This is a genomic window from Microbacterium sp. MF43, assembly GCF_012847295.1.
GTDB lineage: Bacteria > Actinomycetota > Actinomycetes > Actinomycetales > Microbacteriaceae > Microbacterium.
In genome coordinates this window covers 889,833-909,403 of sequence record NZ_JABBDY010000001.1, presented here as the reverse complement: position 1 = coordinate 909,403, position 19,571 = coordinate 889,833, and the positions used below count along the sequence as shown (strand labels likewise).

At 70.7% G+C, this 19,571-nt stretch carries 19 protein-coding genes; 8 read left to right on the top strand and 11 right to left on the bottom strand.

The genetic code is table 11. The features are described from left to right. Position 1 precedes the first annotated feature (1 nt). From HF323_RS04030 to HF323_RS04020, 3 genes are all read left to right on the top strand, one after another. Entirely contained in the window at positions 2 to 1,396 is a 1,395-nt protein-coding gene (locus HF323_RS04030) for a class II fumarate hydratase (RefSeq protein ID WP_169581236.1), read from the top strand. An 82-nt stretch (positions 1,397 to 1,478) separates the two neighbouring features. After that, positions 1,479 to 2,972, top strand: a complete 1,494-nt coding sequence (locus tag HF323_RS15265) for an ATP-binding protein (RefSeq protein ID WP_317450985.1) — start codon at positions 1,479 to 1,481, stop codon at positions 2,970 to 2,972. Next, a complete protein-coding gene (locus tag HF323_RS04020) occupies positions 2,969 to 3,625 on the top strand; it encodes a response regulator transcription factor (protein WP_169581235.1) in 657 nt (218 codons plus the stop codon). Before HF323_RS15265 ends, HF323_RS04020 begins: the two co-directional genes overlap by 4 nt. A gap of 76 nt (positions 3,626 to 3,701) precedes the next feature. On the opposite strand, the gene HF323_RS04015 is transcribed toward HF323_RS04020, so the two are convergent. From HF323_RS04015 to HF323_RS04000, 4 genes are all read right to left on the bottom strand, one after another. Next, on the bottom strand, positions 3,702 to 4,457 hold the full coding sequence (locus HF323_RS04015; RefSeq protein WP_169581234.1) for a hypothetical protein: 756 nt from the start codon (positions 4,455 to 4,457) through the stop codon (positions 3,702 to 3,704). Positions 4,458 to 4,626: 169 nt separating this feature from the next. Beyond that, on the bottom strand, positions 4,627 to 5,982 hold the full coding sequence (locus HF323_RS04010) for a PhoH family protein (protein WP_169581233.1): 1,356 nt from the start codon (positions 5,980 to 5,982) through the stop codon (positions 4,627 to 4,629). Positions 5,983 to 6,186: 204 nt separating this feature from the next. Further along, positions 6,187 to 7,308 carry an aminotransferase class V-fold PLP-dependent enzyme gene (locus HF323_RS04005; RefSeq protein ID WP_169581232.1) on the bottom strand — a complete coding sequence of 374 codons (1,122 nt, stop codon included), beginning with the start codon at positions 7,306 to 7,308 and terminating at the stop codon, positions 6,187 to 6,189. 41 nt (positions 7,309 to 7,349) lie between these two features. Further along, a complete protein-coding gene (locus HF323_RS04000) occupies positions 7,350 to 8,135 on the bottom strand; it encodes an isoprenyl transferase (RefSeq protein WP_169581231.1) in 786 nt (261 codons plus the stop codon). A 112-nt stretch (positions 8,136 to 8,247) separates the two neighbouring features. Here HF323_RS04000 and HF323_RS03995 point away from each other — a divergent pair, with 112 nt between their 5' ends. Beyond that, positions 8,248 to 8,991: a hemolysin III family protein gene (locus tag HF323_RS03995; RefSeq protein ID WP_169581230.1), complete on the top strand. Its 744-nt coding sequence runs from the start codon at positions 8,248 to 8,250 to the stop codon at positions 8,989 to 8,991. A gap of 43 nt (positions 8,992 to 9,034) precedes the next feature. Here the strand turns inward: HF323_RS03995 and HF323_RS03990 are convergent, their stop codons facing one another. Further along, on the bottom strand, positions 9,035 to 9,352 hold the full coding sequence (locus HF323_RS03990) for a hypothetical protein (RefSeq protein ID WP_169581229.1): 318 nt from the start codon (positions 9,350 to 9,352) through the stop codon (positions 9,035 to 9,037). A 103-nt stretch (positions 9,353 to 9,455) separates the two neighbouring features. Here HF323_RS03990 and HF323_RS03985 point away from each other — a divergent pair, with 103 nt between their 5' ends. Together HF323_RS03985 and greA are read left to right on the top strand one after the other, a co-directional pair. Then, on the top strand, positions 9,456 to 9,848 hold the full coding sequence (locus HF323_RS03985) for a DUF4307 domain-containing protein (protein ID WP_169581228.1): 393 nt from the start codon (positions 9,456 to 9,458) through the stop codon (positions 9,846 to 9,848). Positions 9,849 to 9,937: 89 nt separating this feature from the next. Further along, positions 9,938 to 10,429 carry a transcription elongation factor GreA gene (gene greA / locus HF323_RS03980; protein WP_169581227.1) on the top strand — a complete coding sequence of 164 codons (492 nt, stop codon included), beginning with the start codon at positions 9,938 to 9,940 and terminating at the stop codon, positions 10,427 to 10,429. Positions 10,430 to 10,477: 48 nt separating this feature from the next. On the opposite strand, the gene ilvA is transcribed toward greA, so the two are convergent. Further along, positions 10,478 to 11,734, bottom strand: coding sequence for a threonine ammonia-lyase (gene ilvA, locus HF323_RS03975; RefSeq protein WP_169581226.1), 1,257 nt, complete (start codon positions 11,732 to 11,734; stop codon positions 10,478 to 10,480). Continuing rightward, complete coding sequence (locus HF323_RS03970; protein WP_169581225.1) at positions 11,731 to 12,921, bottom strand: AI-2E family transporter; 1,191 nt, start codon at positions 12,919 to 12,921, stop codon at positions 11,731 to 11,733. Before HF323_RS03970 ends, ilvA begins: the two co-directional genes overlap by 4 nt. A gap of 103 nt (positions 12,922 to 13,024) precedes the next feature. Between HF323_RS03970 and HF323_RS03965 the strand changes: the two genes are divergently transcribed. Further along, the gene (locus tag HF323_RS03965) at positions 13,025 to 14,302 is read left to right on the top strand and encodes a crosslink repair DNA glycosylase YcaQ family protein (protein ID WP_169581224.1); all 1,278 of its coding nucleotides are present in this window, start codon (positions 13,025 to 13,027) and stop codon (positions 14,300 to 14,302) included. Between the two features lie 9 nt (positions 14,303 to 14,311). Next, positions 14,312 to 15,244 carry a hypothetical protein gene (locus HF323_RS03960; RefSeq protein WP_169581223.1) on the top strand — a complete coding sequence of 311 codons (933 nt, stop codon included), beginning with the start codon at positions 14,312 to 14,314 and terminating at the stop codon, positions 15,242 to 15,244. On the opposite strand, the gene HF323_RS03955 is transcribed toward HF323_RS03960, so the two are convergent. The 4 genes from HF323_RS03955 to HF323_RS03940 form a co-directional block, all read right to left on the bottom strand. Next, the gene (locus tag HF323_RS03955; RefSeq protein WP_169581222.1) at positions 15,245 to 16,339 is read right to left on the bottom strand and encodes a crosslink repair DNA glycosylase YcaQ family protein; all 1,095 of its coding nucleotides are present in this window, start codon (positions 16,337 to 16,339) and stop codon (positions 15,245 to 15,247) included. Positions 16,340 to 16,362: 23 nt separating this feature from the next. Further along, complete coding sequence (locus tag HF323_RS03950) at positions 16,363 to 16,932, bottom strand: LemA family protein (protein ID WP_169581221.1); 570 nt, start codon at positions 16,930 to 16,932, stop codon at positions 16,363 to 16,365. An 81-nt stretch (positions 16,933 to 17,013) separates the two neighbouring features. Further along, a complete protein-coding gene (locus HF323_RS03945; RefSeq protein WP_169581220.1) occupies positions 17,014 to 18,327 on the bottom strand; it encodes a D-arabinono-1,4-lactone oxidase in 1,314 nt (437 codons plus the stop codon). After that, complete coding sequence (locus HF323_RS03940; RefSeq protein ID WP_169581219.1) at positions 18,324 to 19,553, bottom strand: alanine racemase; 1,230 nt, start codon at positions 19,551 to 19,553, stop codon at positions 18,324 to 18,326. The genes HF323_RS03945 and HF323_RS03940 overlap by 4 nt, the downstream gene beginning before the upstream one ends. Positions 19,554 to 19,571: the final 18 nt, after the last annotated feature.

Sequence of the window (19,571 nt, the reverse complement as noted above, 5' to 3'; positions counted from 1 at the left end):
AGTGACCGACATCGAATACCGCATCGAGCACGACACCATGGGTGAGGTGCGGGTTCCCAAGAACGCCCTGTACGCCGCGCAGACCCAGCGCGCCGTGGAGAACTTCCCCATCTCGGGCGACCCTCTCGAGCCCGCCCAGATCGTGGCCCTCGCGCGCATCAAGAAGGCGGCGGCGCTGGCCAACAAGGAGCTGGGCACGCTGGACGCGACGATCGCCGATGCCATCGCGCGCGCCGCCGACCGCATCATCGCGGGCGAGTTCGCCGACCAGTTCCCGATCGACGTGTACCAGACCGGCAGCGGCACCTCGTCGAACATGAACATGAACGAGGTGCTCGCGACCCTCGCATCCCAGGATCTCGGCTCGGCGATCCACCCGAACGACCACGTCAATGCCTCGCAGTCCTCGAACGACGTCTTCCCGACCTCCGTGCACATCGCCGTGACGCAGGAGCTCATCGACGACCTCATCCCCGCTCTCGACCACCTCGCCGTCGCCCTCGAAGCGAAGGCGGAGGCCTGGAAGACCGTGGTGAAATCCGGTCGCACCCACCTGATGGACGCGACCCCCGTCACCCTCGGCCAGGAGTTCGGCGGTTACGCGCGCCAGCTGCGTCTGGGCATCGAGCGCGTCCAGTCCGTCCTCCCCCGCGTGGCGGAGGTCCCCCTGGGCGGCACCGCCGTCGGCACCGGCATCAACACCCCGCTCGGGTTCCCGCAGAAGGTCATCGAGCTGATCGTCGACGACACCGAGCTGCCCATCACCGAGGCCAAGGACCACTTCGAGGCCCAGGCGAACCGGGACGGGCTGGTCGAGGCATCCGGCGCCCTGCGCACCATCGCCGTCTCGCTCACCAAGATCAACAACGACATCCGCTGGATGGGCTCCGGCCCCAACACCGGCCTCGGCGAGCTGCACATCCCCGACCTGCAGCCCGGGTCGTCGATCATGCCCGGCAAGGTCAACCCGGTCGTCCCCGAGGCCACGCTGATGGTGTGTGCGCGGGTGATCGGCAACGACGCCACCGTGGCATGGGCAGGTGCTTCCGGGTCGTTCGAGCTCAACGTGGCCATCCCGGTCATGGGAACCGCCGTTCTCGAGTCGATCAGCCTGCTCGCCAACGCCGCCCGGCTCCTGGCGGACAAGACGATCGACGGGCTCGAGGCCAACGTCGAGCGCGCAGCCGCCTACGCGGGCATGTCACCCTCGATCGTGACGCCCCTCAACAAGCTCATCGGGTACGAGGCTGCGGCGAAGATCGCCAAGCATTCGGTCGCGAAGGGCATCACCGTCCGCGAGGCCGTCATCGACCTCGGCTACGTCGAGCGAGGCGAGCTGACGCTGGAGCAGCTCGACGAGAAGCTCGATCTGCTGTCGATGACGCACCCGGGCTGAACATCCGTCCGTGTCGCAGCAGGCGGCGCCGCGCGATAATCAGGGGGTGAAACGCCCGGCACCCCGGCCGATCCCTGCACGCGTGCGAATCCTCGCCGCGATCCTCGCCGTGGCGTGCGTGGGTCTGGCGATCGTCGGCAGTGTCACGTTCCTGGTTCAGCGCGAGCGGGTGATCAACGAGATCGACAACCGTCTCAAGGCTCAAGTGTCGGGGCTCCAGACGCTCGCCGATCCGCAGGACGAGCCGGGAGAGAACCCCGGCACGGCCGACGCCGGCGATGGCGCGGCGACCGCGAGCGAGATCCTCGACATCCGCGACTTCGACTCGCTGGAGGATTATCTGCGCGAGGCCGTCACGAGCTTCGTGCCCGCCCGCAACGAGGCCTCTCTCGCGGTCATCGACGGCGTCGCGCGATACAAGCCCGGCACGATCTCCGGGTTCGACATCTCTCAGAACTCCGCCATCATCGACCGCGCGGTGGCCGATGCCGAAGGCGGGGAGAGCCTGCTGGGAACGGTGAGCACGGAGGACGGCTCGCTGCGGTACATCTCGGTCCCGGTGACGGTGGAGGGCGACCAGCGTTCGGGCGTCTACATCCGAGCAGTGAATCTCGGCGCCGAGCTCGAGCCGGTCACCGTCGCGATGGCGACCTACATGATCGCCGCACTCGTCGTGCTCGTCGCGATCGGCGTGGTGGGATGGTTCGTCACCGGCAGGCTCCTGTCGCCCATCCGTCACCTTCGCGAGACGGCCGATGCCATCACGATCGCCGACCTCTCGCCGCGGCTGCCGGAGCAGGGCAACGACGACATCTCCGATCTCTCCCGCACCGTCAACTCCATGCTCGACCGTCTCGAAGGATCCGTCGATGTGCAGCGACAGCTCCTCGACGACGTGCGCCACGAGTTGAAGACCCCCATCACGATCGTGCGCGGGCACCTCGAGCTCATGGACCCCGGCGACGCCGGGGACGCGGCATCCGCCCGCGAGATCGGCATCGCCGAACTCGACCGCCTCGCCCGTCTGGTGGAGGACATCGACCTGCTGGCCGCCGCCGAGGGCGACTCGTACATCATGGGCGACGTCGACCTCTCGGCCCTGACGGCGCGCGTGGGCGAACTGGTCGCCGTGATCCCCGGCCACACCTGGAGCGTCGAGTCGACGGCCACCGGCGTCGCCCACGGCGACGCCGACCGCCTCCTCCAGGCCTGGCTCCAGCTCGCCGACAACGCCGCCAAGTACACCCCGCCGGGGTCTCCGATCGAGATCGGCAGCTCGTTCGAGGCCGATGGCGCACGCCTGTGGGTCCGTGACCACGGTCCCGGGATTCCCGCCGCGGCGCGCCGCCGCATCTTCAACCGCTTCGACCGGGCCTCCGGCAAGCGAACGGTCGGCGGGTCGGGCCTCGGCCTCGCGATCGTCGATGCGATCATGAAGGGGCACTCCGGCACCTGCACCGTCACCGACACCCCCGGCGGCGGCGCGACCTTCACGATTCATCTGCCTCCCGCCGCCGCCGAGCTTCCGGCGCCGGTCCGGGCGGGCGACGTCCTTCAGCGGGAGGTATCGGCATGACGAGGATCCTCATCGTCGAGGACGAGCCCCGGATCGCGTCCTTCGTGAGCCGCGGCCTCGAGGCCGCCGGGTACGAGACCATCCTCGAGGAGGACGGCGCGGAGGCGCTCGCGATCGCGCTGCGCGGAGACGCCGACCTGATGCTCCTGGACGTGGGGCTTCCGACGATGGACGGCTTCGAGGTGCTCCGCGAGCTTCGGGCGCGGGGATCGGCGGTGCCCGTCATCATGCTGACCGCGCGTTCGAGCACACGCGACACGGTCGAGGGACTCGACGCGGGCGCGAACGACTACGTGCCCAAGCCCTTCACGTTCGAAGAGCTGCTCGCGCGCGTGCGCTCGCGCCTGCGGGAGACCACCCCGCAGGTCGGCGTGGCAGTGTCGCACGGCGACGTGATGCTCGACATCCTCGCCCGCCGCGCGATGGTCGGCGGCCGCGAGATCGACCTCTCTGCGCGTGAGTTCGCCCTCGCCGAGCAGTTCCTGCGCAACCCCGGCCGGGTGCTCAGCCGCGAGCAGCTCCTCAGCCGAGTGTGGGGCCTCGACTTCGACCCGGGCTCGAACGTCGTGGACGTGTACGTGCGCTACCTCCGAGGCAAGCTCGGGCCGGATCACATCGTGACCGTGCGGGGCGCCGGCTACCGCTGGGAGTGACCTCGCCTGCGAAGAAGCCCCCGGCGCTGGGGGACGCCGGGGGCTAGGAAGGGCCGGAAGGGGGAAACCGGCCGCATCAATCGCGCTTTTCTGGGGAGTTGCGCGATCGATCCTTCTTCTCGCCGAGACCGGGCTTCGTCGACCGGTCACCGGCGGGGGCACCCGCGTTCGCGGGGCGCTCTTTCTTGGTGTCGGCGTCGACCGGCACCTCGGGGGTGGAGGCGGTGCTGCCACTCGACACGCGCCGCTGGGAGTCCGACGGGTCGCCGCCGCTGCCGCCGCTCCCCCGGCCGGCGTCCGTGCCGCCCACGAGGCGGTCGCCGCCATCGGGCAGAGATCCGCGGGCCTTCTCGAGGCGCGCGATGTAGGCGTCGATGCGGCCTTGGGACCACCCGAGGCTCGCCGCCCACCGGCGGACCGGTTCCCAGGATCCGGATGCCTCGGCATCCGCGATCGCCTCGTCCTTCCCGGGTGCGCTCGGCGACGGGGAGGCGGGCGTCTGGGCGACGTGCGAGGGCTGTGCGGGCGCCGCGACGACCTCGGCTTCCGGCGCCGGCACGACCTCGGCCGCCGGGGGGCCGACCGGCTGCTGCGGCTCGGCCGTTCGTGGAGTCGGGACGGGTGTCGGGGTGACGCGCGGCGTGGGGGTGGCGGTGGGCTGGGCCTCGTCGCCTTCGACGGTGACAGGGACCACGACCGCTCCGCTGCCGATGGATACACCCTCGGCCTCGGAGAGCGAGACGGAATTGGTGAGCGCGACGGCGCAGATGACGGCGACGCTCGCAGCGACGGTGGCCATGCCACCGACTGCCAGACGCGTACGACCGTCCACGCTCGCTCCTTCCCCAGAATGCACGAGAAACGCCTCTTCCATCGTCGCAGACGTGGGGTCGCCGAAGCGGCGGACGGCATGAGACTTTCCTCATGCGGGATGCCCTCTTACCGACGCGCGGGACAGGCGAAAGGGCCGGGAGGCAGCGTCCCGGCCCTTTCGCGGTCGTTCAGGCCAGTTCGCCGGCCTCCAGCAGATCGGTCACGAGCGCGGCGATGGCCGACCGCTCCGACCGTGTGAGCGTGACGTGCCCGAAGAGTCCGTGCCCCTTGAGGGTCTCGATCACCGACGCGACGCCGTCGTGGCGACCGACGCGCAGGTTGTCGCGCTGCCCGACATCGTGGGTGAGCACCACTCGGGAGTTCTGGCCCATCCGGCTCAGCACGGTGAGCAGGACGTTGCGTTCGAGCGACTGCGCCTCATCGACGATCACGAACGCATCGTGCAGCGATCGGCCGCGGATGTGCGTGAGCGGCATGACCTCGAGGAGTCCTCGCTCGACGACCTCTTCGAGCACGTTCGACGAGACGACCGACCCGAGGGTGTCGAACACCGCCTGACCCCACGGGTTCATCTTCTCCTGCTGGTCGCCCGGCAGGTATCCGAGCTCCTGCCCGCCGACGGCGAACAGCGGCCGGAACACGATGATCTTGCGCTGCTGCTGGCGCTCGAGGACCGCCTCGAGGCCGGCGCACAGCGCGAGGGCGGACTTGCCGGTGCCGGCACGTCCGCCGAGCGAGACGATGCCGACCTCGGGGTCGAGCAGCAGATCGATCGCGATGCGCTGCTCGGCCGAACGGCCGTGCAGACCGAACACCTCCCGGTCGCCGCGCACGAGCTTGAAGGAGCCGTCGGAGGTGACGCGCCCAAGGGCCGATCCCCGCTCGGAGTGGATGATCAGTCCGGTGTTGACCGGGAGCCCCTTGACGTCGTCGCTCGAGGCGACTTCGCTCTCGTAGAGGTCGGAGATGTCGTCGCCGGAGACGTCGATGGTGGCGATGCCGGTCCACCCGGAGTCGACGGCCTGCTCGGCGAGGTACTCCTCGGCGATGACGCCGAGCGACGCGGCCTTCACGCGCATGGGCAGGTCCTTCGACACGACGGTCACCTCCTGCCCCTCCGAGGCGAGGTGCATCGCGACGGCGAGGATGCGGCTGTCGTTGTCACCCAGTCGCATGCCGGACGGGAGGACGGAGGCGTCGGTGTTGTTGAGCTCCACGCGCAGCGTGCCGCCCTCGCCCACGGGAACAGGGAAGTCCAAGCGTCCGTGCTCCACGCGCAGCTCGTCGAGATGGCGCAGCGCCTGCCGCGCGAAGTACCCGATCTCGGGGTCGTGCCGCTTGCCCTCGAGCTCGGTGATCACCACGACGGGGATCACGACGTTGTGCTCGGCGAAGCGGAAGAACGCCCGCGGATCGCTCAGCAGCACCGAGGTGTCGAGCACGTAGGTGCGGAGATCCTGCTCGAGGTCGTCCGGCTGCTCGACGTGCTGACTGCGCTGCTTGTGTGGTGCTCGTGTGGTCACAACCCACTCCCGCCCCGGGTGGAGAACCCGGCAGTCACGAGTCGACCATTGGTCACGAGTCGCGATCCGAGAGGCCGACCCGACCGGGCGCCTTGCCCGATGTGATGAACGTACGGCCGCCCTGCGACATCCCGTGCGCACGACACGCCCGGGATCGTGTCGTCCAGGTGAATTGTTCCGGATGCCTCGCGCGAGGCATCCGGATCACCAGACGCGCGCCGACGAGAACGCCGCCAGAGCGTCGCCGAACAGCCGCAGGGTGTTGGCGCCGGTGCCCACGTGCGGGGCGACGCGCACGAGGCCGGAGCGGACGGTCACGGTGAGCCCGTGGTTGGCCAGCGACGCTGCCAGCGGCGCCGCGTCCTGCGGCTCGGGAGCGAGCGTCACGATGCCCGCGCGGCGCTCCGGCTCCCGCGGGGTCACGACGGGGACCTCGTAGCGATCGGCGAAGTACATCACGTCGCCGGTGCGCGCGGCGAGCTCGGTCTCGATCGCCGCGATGCCGACGTCGACGATCTCGCGGAGCGAGGTGGCCAGGCGTGCCGCGGCGAGGCTGTCGATGCCGCTCACCGCGAACGCCTGCGCCGAGGAGGCGGGGGCGGGCACCGCGTCGAGGGGCAGTCCGCCGTCCACGCCGGCGAACCCCGACAGCACGGGGGCGATCTGCTCGAGCGCGCGGTCGCCGAAGAACGCGAAGCCCGTTCCACGCCCCGCGCGCAGCCACTTGTACCCGTTGCCGCACACGACGTCGGCGGCGGCGTAGTCGGCGTCGACCGTGCCGAAGCCCTGGATGGCGTCGACGATGAGCAGGCGGTCGCCGATCACGTCTCGCAGCGCCGTCAGGTCGGCGCGGTACCCGGTGCGGAAGTCGACGAGGCTCACGGCGAGCGCCCGCGTGTCGTCGGTGAGGGCCGCGCGCACGACGTCGGGGGTGATCATGCCGTCCACGGGCTCAAGCCACTGCGGCTCGATCGATCCCAGGGCGTCGGCGGCGCGCGTGGCCGCGACGGTCAGGCTCGGGAACTCGCCCCGGCCGAGCATGAGTCCGCCGGCGAGCCCGTAGATCGCGTGCATGAGCCCGTACGTGGTCGACGGCTGGAGTACGACGTGCGAGGCATCCGTCCCCAGGAGCACCGCGAGGAGCTCGCGGGCTTCCCGGCTGTGCTCGGCGACGAGCTCGATGCTCGTGCGTCTGCCGGACCCGAGGAGCTCGGTGTCAGCCTGCGCCTCGGCGCGCACCGCGGGCGAGAGCGGTCCGAACGCTGCCCAGTCCAGATATCCGGGTTCGCCGTCGAACGACTCCAGATAGGAATCCAGATCGGTCACGGACACATTCTGGCACGGCGCCGCGGCGCCCCTGTCCGCTCTCAGCTGCCGTAGCGGCGGTCGCGCGAGGCGAAATCTCGGATCGCGCGAAGGAAGTCCACTTCGCGAAGGTCCGGCCCCAGCGCCTCGACGAAATAGAACTCCGAATGCGCCGACTGCCACAGCAGGAAGTCGCTCAGCCTCTGCTCGCCCGAGGTGCGGATGACGAGATCGGGATCGGGCTGGCCTCCGGTGTACAGGTGCTCGCCGATCTGCTCGGGCGTGAGGCTGGCCGCCAGCTCCTCGAGGGACCCGCCGTCCCCGTCATGCTTGGCGATGATGCTCCGCACGGCGTCGACGATCTCGCTGCGACCGCCGTAGCCGACCGCCAGGTTCACGTGGAGTCCGGTGTGGTCCTTCGTGCGGTCCTCGGCCTCGCGCAGCACGCGCGCGAGCTCCGGCGGCAGGAGGTCCGCCCGGCCCACGTGCTGGACCCGCCAATCGCGGTCCGTCGACAGCTCGTGCGCGAGTTCGGCGATGATCTCGATGAGGTCGGAGAGCTCGCGGGAGTCACGCTTGCGGAGGTTGTCGGTGGACAGCAGATAGAGCGAGACCACGCCGACGCCGACGTCGTCGCACCACTCGAGGAACTGCCTCATCTTGGCCGCGCCGGCACGGTGACCGTGGGCCGCGGAGTCGTAGCCCAGCTGCTTGGCCCACCGCCGGTTGCCGTCGATCATCATCGCGACATGGCGGGGAACGGCACCCGGCTCGAGCTGTCGTCTCAGGCGGCTGATGTAGAGCCGGTAAAGGGGGCCTCTGCCCTCGTTCGACCCTGCGCGCGCCACACGCCTACGCTACCCGCTGCACGAGGACGGCCCTAGCGTGGCACTCAGTCTCTCTTTAGGTGGAACTGAGTATGTAACGCCTACGGCATGCGGGGACAACTACGCTTGGTGGATGATCCGCCGCAGCAGACTCCGCAACGGTCCCGACGTGCCGGTGCTGCCCCTGATGGACGCCGCCGCCGTCGACGCGGCCGCGCCGGAGGTGAAGCCGACATGGCGGGGCTGGATCCACGCCGCCACCTTCCCCGTGGCCATCGTCGCGGGAGTCGTGCTGATCGTGGTCGCGCAGGGCGGTGCCGCGAAGTGGGCGTGCGCCGTGTTCATGGCGACGTCGCTGCTGCTGTTCGGCAACTCGGCGGTCTATCACCGGTTCAAGTGGGGCCCGCGGACGAGGATCCTGCTCAAGCGCATCGACCATGCCAACATCCTGCTCCTGATCGCCGGCACCTACACGCCCGTGGCGGTGCTCGCCCTGCCCCCGCAGCAGGGAGCCCTCCTGCTCACCGTGGTCTGGTCGGGCGCAGTCCTGGGCATCCTCTTCCGCGTCTTCTGGATCCACGCCCCCCGCTGGCTCTACGTCGCCCTCTACCTCGCCCTCGGATGGGCGGCGGTGATGTACCTCCCCGATCTGCTGCGCGCGAGCGTCGCCATGATGCTCCTGATCGCCGCGGGCGGTCTGCTCTACACCGGCGGCGCCGTCGTCTACGCACTCAAGCGCCCGAATCCGTGGCCGGGCCACTTCGGCTTCCACGAGATCTTCCACGTGTGCACCGTCCTGGCGTTCCTGTGCCACTGGACTGCGTGCCTTCTCATCGCGCTCGAGCCGTTCGTGCCCTCGCTCGGCGCGCCCGGCTGATCCGCTGACGCCGCCGCGACGGCGTTCGGGCCGGATGCCTCGATCAGCCCCGCGTGGGCGCGTCGGGTGACTCGGGGTCGATGTCCTGGCCGTCCGTCTCGGTCGCCTCCCTTGCCCGGGCGGCCTGCTCCTCCGCTTCGAACTGGGCGTCGAGCTCCTCGTTGATGTCGGCCCGCACGCGGCCCCGCCGGATGCGGCGGATCATGTCCCACACCAGGAGGATCGTCACGACCGCGACGACAGCGGTGATCACGAAGCCCTCGGCCCCCGGAGTCACGAGCTCGGGGTCGACCGTGGACGGCGTCGGCGTCGGCGTGGCGGTTCCCGCGGCGCGCGCGAGAGCGGCGAGCGCATCGTGCATGTGAGTCCTCGTTCTGCTCCGGAAGGTCGCGCGCAGTGGCGTCGGCGGCGCTCCGGAGCGCATAGCCTGGAAGTCCCAGCCTAATCTTCCGACGGATGCCGCCATGACGACCCAGGACATGCTCGACGACCGCTACGGCCGCGTGCGCTCGCCGCGCCGGCGCGCGGTCGTGACGGCGCTCGTCGTGGTCGCCGCCGCCCTCGTCGGGTACCTCGCATGGGCGACCGTGTCGAATTCGCTCGACTCCGTCGACGTCGACACGACCGGGTTCGAGGTGGTCGACGAGCACTCCGTGACGCTCTCGTTCCAGGCCTCGGTGCCGGCGGGGCGAGGCCTCGCGTGCGCGATCGAGGCGCAGGACGAAGAGCACGGGGTCGTCGGCTGGCGCGTGGTCGAGTTCGAGGCATCCGACGACCACTCCCGCGCCTTCCGGGAGGTCATTCCCACCACGGCGCTGGCGACGACCGGTTTTGTCAACTCCTGCTGGGTGACGTAGTCTGGGCCGACCGCAGTCGATAGACGCCCTGGCCGAGAGCCGGGGCGTTCGGTTTATCGACCGTCCCTCCCCGACCGAAGGAGTCAGCCGTGTCGAACGACGCCCCCGAGACCTTCCTCACCCAGGATGCCTACGACCGCCTCGCCGCCGAGCTCGAGCACCTCTCGACCACGGGTCGCGAGGAGATCGCCAAGCGCATCGAGGCAGCACGCGAAGAGGGCGACCTCAAGGAGAACGGCGGCTACCACGCTGCGAAGGACGAGCAGGGCAAGCAGGAGGCGCGCATCCGCACTCTCCAGCACCTCCTCAAGACCGCCAAGGTCGGCGAGGCCCCCGAGAGCACCGGCGTCGTCGAGCCGGGCACGGTCGTCACGGCGGTGATCGCGGGCGGCGAAGAGGTCTTCCTGCTCGGCAACCGCGAGATCGCTGCGGGCTCCGAGCTCGACGTCTACAGCGAAGCCTCTCCCCTGGGCGCAGCCATCCTCGGCCGCAAGGAGGGCGAGAAGACCTCCTACACCGCTCCGAACGGTCGCGAGATCGCCGTCGAGATCGTCAAGGTCGAGACCTACAACGGTCAGTAGGACCGCGGCCGGAGGCATCCGGCCCGCGCTCGTCTGATCCCGCGCGCGCTAATCCGGCATGACCGTCGGCACGTAGCCGGCCGCCTCGAGCACGGCGATCACATGCGCACGGTGCTCCTCGCCGCGCGTCTCGACGCTCAGCTGCAGGATCACCTCGCTGATCTGCAGACCCTGGCCGTGACGCGTGTGCAGCACCTCGATGACGTTGGCTCCGGCCTGAGCCAGGAGCTCGGACACGCGCGCGAGCTGGCCGGGCCGGTCGGGCAGCGGGATCTGCAGCGTCATGTAGCGACCGGATGCCGCCAGGCCGTGCGCGACCACGCGCTGCAGGAGCAGCGGGTCGATGTTGCCGCCCGACAGCACGGTGACGGTCGGGCCCGTGGCGCGGATCTTGCCGGCGAGGATCGCCGCGACGCCGACGGCGCCCGCCGGCTCGACCACCTGCTTCGCGCGCTCGAGCAGCACGAGGAGCGCACGGGCGATGTCGTCCTCAGTCACCGTGACGACCTCGTCGACGAGCTCGCGGATGATCGCGAACGGCAGGTCGCCGGGACGGGCCACCGCGATGCCGTCGGCGATCGTCGGCCGGGTCGCGACTTCGAGGGGACGACCCGCCTCGAGCGACGACGGGTAGGCGGCCGAGTTCTCGGCCTGCACGCCGATGACCCGGACGGTTCTGCCTGCGGCCGCGGCGCGCGCCTTGACGGCCGCGGCGACACCGGCGATGAGGCCTCCCCCGCCGATCCCGAGCACGACGGTGTCGAGCTCGGGCAGCTCATCCATGAGCTCGAGTCCGAGGGTGCCCTGGCCGGCGATCACATCGGGGTGGTCGAACGGGTGGATGAAGACCGCGCCGGTGCGCGCGGCGAACTCGGCGGCGAGGCGCAGCGGTGTCTCGACCGTCGCGCCCTCCAGGATGACGTCGGCTCCATAGCCCCGCGTCGCGAGGAGCTTGGGGACCGGAACGCCCAACGGCATGAAGATCGTCGCGGGGATGCCGAGCGACTTCGCCGCGAGCGCGACGCCCTGGGCGTGGTTGCCCGCCGACGCCGCGACGACGCCTCGCGCGCGCTCCTCGGCGGTCAGGCGCGAGAGGCGGTAGGTCGCCCCGCGGATCTTGAAGGAGCCGGTGCGCTGGAGGTTCTCGAGCTTGAGGTGGACGGGGACGCCCAGCACCTCGGACAGGTGGAGGGACTCGTCGAGCGGCGTGCGCGCGATCACTCCCTCGAGGGTCGCGGCGGCATCCTCGAAGTCGGCGAGAGTGGGCGCGGCGAGGTGCTGCGCCGGAGACGAGGTCGTGCTCACGAAGGTGTCCTCCTCGGACGCGGGACGGTGCTCCAGATGAGATCGCCGACGGGTCTCTCGCCGGTCTCCCACGACCGCTGACCGATGTAGACGGCGACGACGTTCACGAACGCGGCCAGCGGAACGGCGAAGAGCGCGCCCGGGATGCCGGCGATCATCGCGCCGCCGGCGACCACGAGCACGACGGCCAGGGGGTGCACCTTGACGGCAGACCCCATGAGGAGGGGCTGCAGGACGTGACCCTCGAGCTGCTGCACGCCGAGCACCACGACCAGCATCCACAGAGCGATCCACGGGCCGTTGTAGACCAGGGCGAGGAAGACGGCGACGGCTCCGGTGACGACGGCACCCACGATCGGGACGAACGCGCCGAGGAACACCAGCACCGCGACAGGGATGGCCAGCGGAACGCCGAGGAAGAAGGCGCCGAGCCCGATGCCCACCGCGTCGATCGTCGCGACGAGCAGCTGCGTCCGCGCGTAGTTGACGACGGTCACCCATCCCGCCCGCCCGGCGCCGTCGGCGGCGGGCCGTGCGCGCTTCGGGAACAGCCGCAGGGTCCAACGCCAGATTCCCGCGCCGTCGGCGAGCAGGCACAGCAGGATGAAGAACGCCAGGATGCCGCCGGTCAGGACGTGACCGAGGGTGGAGCCGAGCGCGAGGGCACCCGACCACAGGAGCTCGGCCTGCTCCTGCACGAAGCCCCAGCCCTGGGCGAGCAGATCGTCGATCTGGTCGGAGGTGAGGTGGAGCGGTCCGTCGATCAGGTACCGCCGGAAGCGCTCGACCGCTTCCACGGTGGATGCCTGGACCGACGACCACTGCCGGGTGATCTGCCAGGCCACCAGCCACAGCAGGCCGGTCACGATGGCGATCGTGCCGGTGACCGAGAGGACGATCGCGAGCCACCGCGGGACGCGGTGGCGGATCATCCAGGTGAACACCGGCCACAGCAGCGCGGTCACCAGGATGGCGATCAGCAGGGGGATGACGAGGAGCTTGAGCTGGATGACGAGCCAGATCGCCACGCCGATGGCGGCGGCGACCACGAGGAAGCGCCACGAGTAGGCCGTCGCGATCCGCAGCCCCCTGGGAATGCTCGCCGACAGCTCGGTGGTGACGACGCGGTTGCGGTCGCGGAGGGCGTCGAAGAACGAGCCGCGAGGCTTTTCGTCGGAGCCGCTCATCCCGCCAGTCTAGGCGCGTCGCATGCCGCGCCGGTCATGCGACGGCGGTGCGCACGCCGGCCCATCGGCCGCCCTGTCGGAGGCGATCGCTAGGCTGACGCGCGTGAAGTCGACCCTCAGTGCGGCCGAGGCCCGCCGCATCGGTCTGGCCGCTCAAGGCTTCGCCCGCCGCCGTCCGGCCGCCACGGGCACCCGGCAGCTCAACCTCGCGCTCGGTCGTCTCGCGACGCTCCAGATCGACTCGGTCAACGTCTTCGCGCGCTCGCACTACATGCCGCTGTTCTCGCGTCTGGGTCCGTACGACACCGCCGCCCTCGACCGGCTGCTGTTCGCGCACCGGCCGCCGTACGTCGAGTACTGGGCGCACGTGGCCGCCTTCATCCCAGCCGCCGATTGGTCGCTGTTCCGATTCCGCATGGACGACATGCGCGAGAAGTACGGGGCCAAGCCGGGAGGCTGGTTCGACACGCACCGCGACACGGTGGACTGGGTGCGAGCCGAGCTCGCCGACCGCGGTCCGCTGCGGCCGGCGCAGATCGAGCGCGACGCGCGACGCGGAACCCGCGGCCCGTGGTGGGACTGGGACGACGTCAAGCACGCCCTCGAGTATCTGTGGTTCTTCGGAGAGGTGGCGATCGCCGGCAGGCGGGGATTCGAGCGGCGCTACGGCCTCGCCGACCAGGTCATCCCGGCCGAGGTGCTGGCGGCCCCCGTCCCTCGCGACGACGCCATCCGCGAGCTCGTTCGACGGGCCGCGGCGGCATACGGCGTGGCGACGGCGGCCGACCTGGCGGACTACTGGCGCATCGCCGACCGCAGGGCGGTTCTCGCGGCGATCGGCGAACTCGTCGATGCCGGCGAACTGCATCCGGTGACCGTCGAGGGATGGACGAGCGGCGGCCGGCCCGCGAAGGCGTGGCTGCACCGGGATGCCCACATCCCGCGGCGCGTCGACGCCGCCGCTCTCCTGACGCCGTTCGACCCGGTGGTGTGGTTCCGCGATCGGGCGGAGCGCCTGTTCGGCTTCGAGTACCGCATCGAGATCTACACCCCCGCGGCCAAGCGCAGATACGGGTACTACTCGCTTCCGGTGCTCGTCGGCGACGACGTGGTGGGCCGCGTCGACCTGAAGGCTGATCGCGCTGCGTCGACGCTGCTCGTGCAGTCGGCGTGGTGGGAACACGGCCGGCCGGCGGATGCCGCGGCTCGCGTCGCCGACGAACTCCGCGCCGCGGCAGGCTGGCAGTCGCTCGACTCGATCTCGGTGTCCCGCTGGGGTGACGCGGTCGACGACCTCGCCGATGTGCTCCCCGAGGCGGCCCGGCACGACGTCCGCGCAGCCGAGCCCGTCGCGCTCGCCGACGATGAGCCCGACAGCTAGCGTGGAGGGGTGAAGCGGCGAACGGCCATCGGCCTGGCGATCGCGGCCGCGGTCGCCATCGTCACCGCCGTGACGATCGCGCTGGTCGCCTGGGGGCCGGCCGGTGGGCCCGACAGCCCGGAGGGCACCGCCCGGGCATACCTCGACGCGCTGGCGGCGGGCGATGGCGAGGCCGTCGACGCGCTTCGCGCAGAGCCGCTCGATGCACTGACCGCCGAGGCGTTCGCCGGGGCATCCGCCTACCTGACCGACCCTCGCGTCGCGCGGGCGAGCGCGCAGGGCGAGTCCGCCGCGGTGCAGGCCGAGGCAGAGATCGCGGGGGAACGAGTCGACCTGCGGCTGACCCTCGAGTCCACCGACGAGGGCTGGCGCGTCGTGGACGGCGATCTCGGATCCGTGCGCGCGACGACCGTGCTCGCCGGCACGCCGGTCGGCGACGCGGTGTGGATCGGCGACGCGCTGGCGCCCTCCGCGTCGAAGGTGGCGCTCCTTCCCGCGGAGTACGAGGTGGCCGCGGCGCCGCGGGGCATCCTCACCGGGTCCGAGACGATCGGGGTCGGACCGGGCGCGGCGGTGACGGTGGAGCTCGACGCGGCGCTGTCGCCGGATGCCGCATCCATCGCGCAGACGCAGCTCGACGTGTACCTCGACGCCTGCGCCGAGCCGGCTCCCGAAGTGCCCGACCACTGCGGCCTGAGGGTGCCGTGGGCCGCCGACCTGACGTCGCTGGAGCGGATCGCCTTCCGGATCGACGAGCGGCCGGTGCTCGCACTGTCGGCGGATGCCTCGACCTTCGACGCGACCGGAGGCGTGATCGTCGCCACCGCGACCGGCGCGGCCCGCGCGGGCGGCGACGGGACCTTCACGTATCGCGCGGACGACTGGGCCGTGCGCGGCTCGGTCGAATTCACCGGCGACGAGATGGTCCTGTCGGTGCGCTGATCAGACCTCCGGCAGCCCCTGCACCTCGAGCGTCAGCCAGCGGGCGAGATCACGGATCTCATCGTGGACGGCGCGGGTCGTCGCCACGTCGAAGGGCTCGTCCTCGTGGACGGCGTTCACTCGCAGAACACCCGCCTTGCGATCGGCCTTGGCGTCGAGCTTCCCGACGAAGCGGTCCCCGTGGAGGATCGGGAGCGCGAAGTACCCCCATCTCCGCGCCGCTGCGGGCTTGTACATCTCGAGCAGGTACTCGTAGCCGAACAGCTCCTCGAGACGGCGTCGGTCGAACACCAGCCGATCGAACGGCGACAGAAGTGCGGTGCGCGGTGCGAAGGTGTCGAGGTCGTCGAGAGCGGCCGGGTCGGCACGCCAGGTGCCGGGAACGTCCTCAACCTCGACCTCTTCCCCGACCGTTCCCACGTCGATGGGCTCGATCGGCTGCGCGAGACCTTTCGCGCGCGCGATCCCGAACGACGACAGACGTCGCTCGGCACGCTCCCGCGCGGCATCCTCTGCCCCGAGCGACGGCAGGTCGGCGGGGTACACCCTCTCCGCGAGGTCGAACAGACGTCCGCCGGAGTCGCGTGCCGAGATCGCGACGTCTCCGCACAGCACCAGCATCTCGAGCATCTGCAGCGTGTTGCGGTTGTTGGTCCACCCCGAAGAGCGCCACGACACCTGCGCGGTGTCGGGGATGTCGCTCGGTCGCAGCGGGCCGTCATCGCGCAGACGACCGAGCACCTCGGCGCGGAATACGGCGTTGGCCGCCAGCCACTCCCGCGCTTCGCGCGACTGCGGACGCTGCGCCATCTCGGGTCGCACGAGCGGCAGGTCGGCCATCGTCCGATAGAACCCGCCCCACTCGAAGATCGCGCGATCCTCCTCGACCAGCCGCGTGAGGTCGGCCGGCTGGTAGGGCCATCCCAGGCGCGACCACAGGATCAGGTCCGCGCTGGGCGCGACGGCGGCGGTCGGCTCGATGTTCACGACCGTCAGAGCGTCGATCGTCTCGACGATCCCGGCGGGACGATCCGCGGTGAGCAGCTGCGCGCGCACCGCGATGCGTCGGGCTTGCGCTCGCGTCAACCGGGACATGGCGCAGGCTCAGCCGGCCCGCGTCAGAACTGCACGCGGGGCGGCTCGGAGATCGCTGCGCCGTCGATGACCTCGAAGAACTCGCGCTCGTGGAATCCCAGGTTCCGCGCGAAGAGGTTGTTCGGGAAGACCTTGATCTTGGTGTTCAGTTCCCGCACGCCGCCGTTGTAGAAGCGGCGCGACGCCTGGATCTTGTCTTCGGTGTCGACGATCGACTGCTGCAGCTGCAGGAAGTTCTGGCTGGCCTGCAGCTGGGGATACGCCTCGGCCACGGCGAACAGCGACCGCAGCGCCTGCTGCATGTGCCCCTCGGCGACGCCCGCATCGGCGGGGCCCGAGGCGTTCAGTGTCTCTGCACGGGCCCGGGTCACATTCTCGAAGACGGCCTTCTCATGCGCGGCATAGCCTTTCACCGCTTCGATGAGGTTCGGCAGCAGGTCGGCACGGCGTTTCAGCTGGACGGTGATGTCGCTCCAGGCCTCATCGACACGCACGTTCAGCTGCACGAGAGAGTTGTAGGTCGCCCACAGGTAGATGCCCGCGATGACGACGAGCGCCACCACGATCACCACCGGGATCAGCCATTCCCACATGCCGTGACTCCGTTCGAGGTTTCCCTCATCCTAGCGACGGGGGCCCCGCCCGCATGTGCGGGTGACGACGACTCTCAGCCGTTACCCACCGAGCACACGCTCGAGGTAAGCGTTTGCGAACAGGCGCTCCGGATCGAGGCGATCGCGCAGGGCGATGAAGTCGTCGAATCGGGGATAGCGCTCTCGCAGGGCCGCGGCGTCGAGCGTGTGCATCTTGCCCCAGTGCGGTCGCCCGCCGTGGCGGAGCATGATCGCCTCCACGGCCTCGAAGTACTCGGTGGGGTCTTCGCGCCAGTAGCGATGGACCGCGATGTATGCCGTCTGCCGGCCGTGCGCGGTCGAGAGCCACAGGTCGTCGGAGGCGGCGAACCGCACCTCGACGGGGAACGAGATGCGCCACCCCCTCTCGTCGATGAGCGCGCGCAGCTCATCGAATGCGGCGCGCAGCTCCTCGACCGGAAGCGCGTACTCCATCTCGCGGAAGCGGACGCCTCTCGACGTCGCGAACACGCGGTTCGAGGCATCCGTGAACTCCCGATCGCCCCACAGCCGCACCGACAGACGATTGATGAACGGGATCGTCGCGGGAATGGTCCGGGCCACGGAGCATGCGACCTGGTGCAGGCCGTTCCCGACGAGCGTGTCGTCGATCCACTTCCCGACACGCGGGAGCGGATGCCTCGGCGCGCTCTCCGGCAGGCGCGTGTTGGTCTTCGTCATGGCGCGGTCGGTGTGCGGGAACCAGTAGAACTCGAAATGGTCGGCGCCTGCCGCCCTCTCGTCGAGCGCATCGAGAACGGCCCCGAGGTCCTCGGGACGCTCGACGGCGTGCAGCACGAACGCCGGCACGCACTGCACGGTGACATCGACGAGCACCCCGAGCGCGCCCAGGCCGAGAGCGACGGCGGGCAGGAGCTGCGGGTTCTCGGTCTCGCCCACGACGAGCTGGTCCCCGGACGCGGTCACGAGCGTCGCGCCCACGATCTGCGTCGAGATCCCGCCGAACCGCGCACCGGTCCCGTGGGTACCCGTCGAGATGGCACCCGAGATCGACTGGCGATCGATGTCACCGAGATTCTCCATCGCCAGGCCGTACGGCGCGAGGAGGGTCGGGATCTGGTGCAGGCGCGTGCCCGCGCGGAAGGTCGCGCGCGAGCGCTCGACGTCGACCGCCACGAGACCGGTGAGGTCGGACAGGTCGAGCAGCACACCGTGCGCGACCGCGATCCCCGAGAAGCTGTGACCCGCGCCGACCGGCTTGACCGGGATGGCCTGCCGGGCGGCCGCGGCCACGGCGCGCTGTACCGCCTCGGCGGAGCGGGGTAACTCCACGCGCCGCGGACGCACGGCCTCGGAGCGTCCCCAGTTCTGCCAGGTGCCGCCGAGTCGAGTCACAGGAACGCCTTTCCCTCGCCGCGGTACGTGGGCACCTCGCCGATGAGGCGGTCCCCGTCCACGACGTGATACCGATCGACGCGCTCGGCGAGCTCGCCGCTCTTCGAATGCCGGAACCAGACCCGATCGCCGACCCGCAGGGCCCGCGCGGCCTCGCCCTTGAGCGGGGTCTGCACCTCGCCCGCGCCCTCCCGGGACAGTGTTCGCAGGCCCGCCGGCCAGACCGGCAGCGGCTGCCGCGATGCGGCGGCGGGGCCGGATGCGATCCATCCGCCGCCGAGGACCGTGGCGATGTCGGCAGCGGGCTTGCGGACGACCTCCAGCGAGAAGGCGGCGGCGGGCGCGGGGTCGAAGGCGCGGTATCCGTCGAACAGGTGCCCCGCGAACAGTCCGCTTCCCGCCGTCAGTTCGGTGACGGACTGATCGGAGGCGGTGTACTCGAGCGACCCGGTGCCGCCCCCGTTGACGAACTCGAGCGACGCGACCTCGCGAAGCGCCGCGACGATCGCGGCGCGGCGCTCGAGCAGCTCCTGTGAGGATCGCCGCTGCATCCACCGGATCACGCCGTCCCCCGATCCGGTGGCGTCGCCCTGACCCGCGATCTGGGCCTCGTACATCATCAGCCCGACGAGCCGGAAGCCCGCGCGCGCCGCGATCGCCCGGCCGAGCGTCGCCACGTCGCCGGGCTCGTGCACCGGTGACCGGTGGACGCCGATGTGGCCGAGCCCGGGCGTGCGCCACGACGCGTCCGCGTCGATCGCGACCCGCAGTTCGGGGCGCGAACCGGGCGCGGACACGGCATCGACGAGGTCGAGCTGGGCGACATCGTCCACCATGAGCGTGACCCGCGCGGCGGCGCGCTCGTCGGCCACGAGGGCGGCGAGGGCGGCTCGGTCGGCTGTCGGATAGCCGAGCACGACATCGTCGTGCGTCTCGGCCAGCCACAGCGCCTCGGGAAGCGTGAACGCCAGGATGCCGCGGTACCCCGCCATCGCGAGCGTCGCGTCGATCGCCTCGCGCACCCTCACCGACTTGCTCGCCACGCGGATGGGGACCCCCCCGGCGCGGACGAGCATGTCGAGGGCGTTGTAGCGGAGCGCCGGGAGCGAGAGCGTCGCGACCGGTCCGGAGAGGTGCGACACGGCGGAGGTCGTGGCAGCCCAATAGCCCGCAGGGTCCTTCCACGGCTCCGTCGTCGTGGAGGAGGACAGCAGGTCGAGGCTCATCCGACCCGCCTCGGGTGC

What these genes read in the sequence shown, in the direction of transcription:
- HF323_RS04020 (WP_169581235.1), top strand. Translation starts at nt 2,969, where the DNA reads ATGACGAGGATCCTCATCGTCGAGGACGAGCCCCGGATCGCGTCCTTC.
- HF323_RS03995 (WP_169581230.1), top strand. Translation starts at nt 8,248, where the DNA reads ATGATCCGCCGCAGCAGACTCCGCAACGGTCCCGACGTGCCGGTGCTG.
- HF323_RS03990 (WP_169581229.1), bottom strand. Translation starts at nt 9,352, where the DNA reads ATGCACGATGCGCTCGCCGCTCTCGCGCGCGCCGCGGGAACCGCCACG.
- HF323_RS03985 (WP_169581228.1), top strand. Translation starts at nt 9,456, where the DNA reads ATGACGACCCAGGACATGCTCGACGACCGCTACGGCCGCGTGCGCTCG.
- HF323_RS03970 (WP_169581225.1), bottom strand. Translation starts at nt 12,921, where the DNA reads ATGAGCGGCTCCGACGAAAAGCCTCGCGGCTCGTTCTTCGACGCCCTC.
- HF323_RS03955 (WP_169581222.1), bottom strand. Translation starts at nt 16,339, where the DNA reads ATGTCCCGGTTGACGCGAGCGCAAGCCCGACGCATCGCGGTGCGCGCG.
- HF323_RS03950 (WP_169581221.1), bottom strand. Translation starts at nt 16,932, where the DNA reads ATGTGGGAATGGCTGATCCCGGTGGTGATCGTGGTGGCGCTCGTCGTC.
- HF323_RS03940 (WP_169581219.1), bottom strand. Translation starts at nt 19,553, where the DNA reads ATGAGCCTCGACCTGCTGTCCTCCTCCACGACGACGGAGCCGTGGAAG.